At 42.0% G+C, this 2,534-nt stretch carries 1 protein-coding gene and 2 tRNA genes; all 3 read left to right on the top strand.

The window, feature by feature from the left end; translation table 11 throughout:
- The first annotated feature begins 610 nt into the window (after nt 1–610).
- The 3 genes from AXI59_RS13430 to AXI59_RS13420 all read left to right on the top strand — a co-directional run bounded on the left by AXI59_RS13430 (nt 611) and on the right by AXI59_RS13420 (nt 2,510).
- Nucleotides 611–2,032 carry a sugar porter family MFS transporter gene (locus AXI59_RS13430; RefSeq protein WP_061528494.1) on the top strand — a complete coding sequence of 474 codons (1,422 nt, stop codon included), beginning with the start codon at nt 611–613 and terminating at the stop codon, nt 2,030–2,032.
- A 318-nt stretch (nt 2,033–2,350) separates the two neighbouring features.
- Nucleotides 2,351–2,427: transfer RNA gene (locus AXI59_RS13425), tRNA-Arg, on the top strand.
- Nucleotides 2,428–2,436: 9 nt separating this feature from the next.
- Nucleotides 2,437–2,510 (top strand) — tRNA-Gly (locus tag AXI59_RS13420).
- Nucleotides 2,511–2,534: the final 24 nt, after the last annotated feature.

The raw sequence follows: 2,534 nt of genomic DNA, 5'->3' as shown, positions 1-2,534 counted from the left end.
CTTTTAAGACTTCTTTCACCGGCACCCCGGCCAGCCGCATTTTGATGGCTTTCATTTTTACATCAGTTGGATAGCTTACTCTTTTGCCCATAGAAAAACACCTCCAAGTTGTTTACAAGTATTCCATACCCGCTTTTCAACTTAAAGGTGTTTTTTATTTGTCTCACTCTATGGGGTCAGTCCCTGTAAATTGGGGACTTTTGTTTGAATATAACCATTTTTATATACGAAAACGAATGATTGTTGATTATATTATGGAAATCTTCTTATTTTAAAATTGATATGGTTATATGTAGGGTATTTGAAGATAAATTATAAAATTTTCTGAAATATTCATTGACTGAAAGCGCTTTTAAAATTATGATAATAACAGAAGTGCTAATAATATCATTATAATATTACTATGAAATAACTATAAAATAACAACAAAGTGAAAGGAGAGAGTGAATATTAATCATGAGTGACAACGCTTCCAATTAGAGATTGTACTTTTCCTTCATATAATGCTGTTTTTTTGTCGGTCAAAAGAATGGAAATCCAAATCAGGTGTAACTTCGAATGACTGAATATTTAGATAACAGTCTCGCGTGAAAAATAGGAGGATTTGAAGATGAATAAACAAAGCAGCCAGAACTCATTTCTGCGTACCATTATTTTAGTATCAACCTTTGGAGGCCTGCTTTTCGGATACGACACAGGTGTGATTAATGGGGCGCTGCCTTTTATGGCGGAAGCCGGTCAGCTTAACCTTACAGCACTGACTGAAGGTATGGTAGCAAGCTCTTTGCTCTTAGGTGCTGCAATTGGCGCGGTTTTTGGAGGACGGCTGTCAGATTTCAACGGCCGGCGCAAAAATATTATCGTACTCGCCGTATTATTTTTTGTGTCGACGCTAGGGTGTACGCTCGCGCCGAACGTCACAGTGATGATCATCTGCCGTTTTCTGTTAGGCCTTGCTGTAGGGGGAGCTTCAGTAACTGTTCCTGCATATTTGGCTGAAATGTCTCCAGCTGAAAGCCGCGGCCGGATGGTCACCCAAAACGAATTAATGATTGTAACCGGTCAGCTGTTAGCCTTCACTTGCAACGCGGTTATCGGCAATGCCCTCGGTGACACCTCCCATGTTTGGCGTTACATGCTGGTCATTGCGGCGCTGCCAGCAGTATTTTTATTTTTTGGTATGATCAAGGTGCCGGAGAGTCCGCGCTGGCTTGTTTCTAAAGGAAGAAAAGAAGAAGCTCTTCAAGTGCTTAAACGAATACGTGATGAAAAAAAGGCTCAGGCTGAGCTGCAAGAAATTGAATCCGCTTACAACAAAGAATCGGAGATAGAACAGGCGACATTTAAAGATTTGGCGGTTCCCTGGGTGCGCCGTATTGTATTCATCGGAATCGGGATTGCGGTTGTACAGCAGATAACGGGCGTGAATTCAATCATGTATTACGGCACTCAAATTTTAAAAGACGCCGGTTTTCAAACGGAAGCGGCTCTTGTCGGAAATATCGCAAACGGAGTTATTTCGGTCCTCGCAACTTTTGTGGGAATATGGCTTCTTGGAAAAGCCGGCCGGCGTCCGATGCTGATAACAGGGCTGATTGGAACAACCTCGGCGCTCCTGCTTATCGGTATTATGTCTATCGTCCTTGAAGGTTCTCCGGCTCTTCCTTATGTTGTCCTAGCGTTAACGGTTAGTTTCCTTGCTTTTCAGCAGGGCGCGATATCTCCTGTCACATGGCTTATGCTGTCGGAAATATTCCCGCTGCGCTTGCGGGGTCTGGGCATGGGAGTAACCGTATTTTGTCTCTGGATCGTTAACTTCTTCATTGGTTTAACCTTTCCGGTTCTGCTCGCGAACATCGGGCTGTCCAGCACATTCTTCATATTTGTTGCTTTAGGGCTGGCGTCTATCATGTTCGTGAAAAAGTTCCTGCCAGAAACAAAAGGCTTGTCACTCGAGCAGCTTGAGCAAAACTTCCGTACTTATCATAAAGTAAATGAGCAAAATAAAGCCGAAGCGAAAGTAAGCGGCTGATCAGAAGAAAAGCCGGGTTCTTCGGAATCCTGCTTTTTCGTAATGCGAACATTATATAGAAGAAATGAATAGCTTGAAAAAAGTTTCGTAAAAAGTATTGACCCGAATAATCTGCCATGGTATATTATTAAACGTCGCTGATGAACAAAGCGATAACGACAAGTGAGAAACTAAAAGTGAGATCCTTTCTAAAAAAGACTTTACAAACTTTCTGAAACGTGTATAATAAGTGAGGTTGAGATAAACCTCGCAAGAAAAAACAAAAAAACACTTGACTTCATCACTGATTGATAGTATGATAGTTAAGTCGCCTAATAAGCGCCCGTAGCTCAATTGGATAGAGCGTTTGACTACGGATCAAAAGGTTAGGGGTTCGACTCCTCTCGGGCGCGCCAATTAAAAATGCGGGTGTAGTTTAGTGGTAAAACCTCAGCCTTCCAAGCTGATGTCGTGAGTTCGATTCTCATCACCCGCTCCATTAAAATGATCTTTGAAAACTAAA

Source organism: Bacillus nakamurai, from assembly GCF_001584325.1.
GTDB classification, from domain to species: domain Bacteria; phylum Bacillota; class Bacilli; order Bacillales; family Bacillaceae; genus Bacillus; species Bacillus nakamurai.
Note: the sequence above shows the minus strand (reverse complement) of the source record. Positions and strands in the feature narration are given on the sequence as shown.

What these genes read in the sequence shown, in the direction of transcription:
- AXI59_RS13430 (WP_061528494.1), top strand. Translation starts at nt 611, where the DNA reads ATGAATAAACAAAGCAGCCAGAACTCATTTCTGCGTACCATTATTTTA.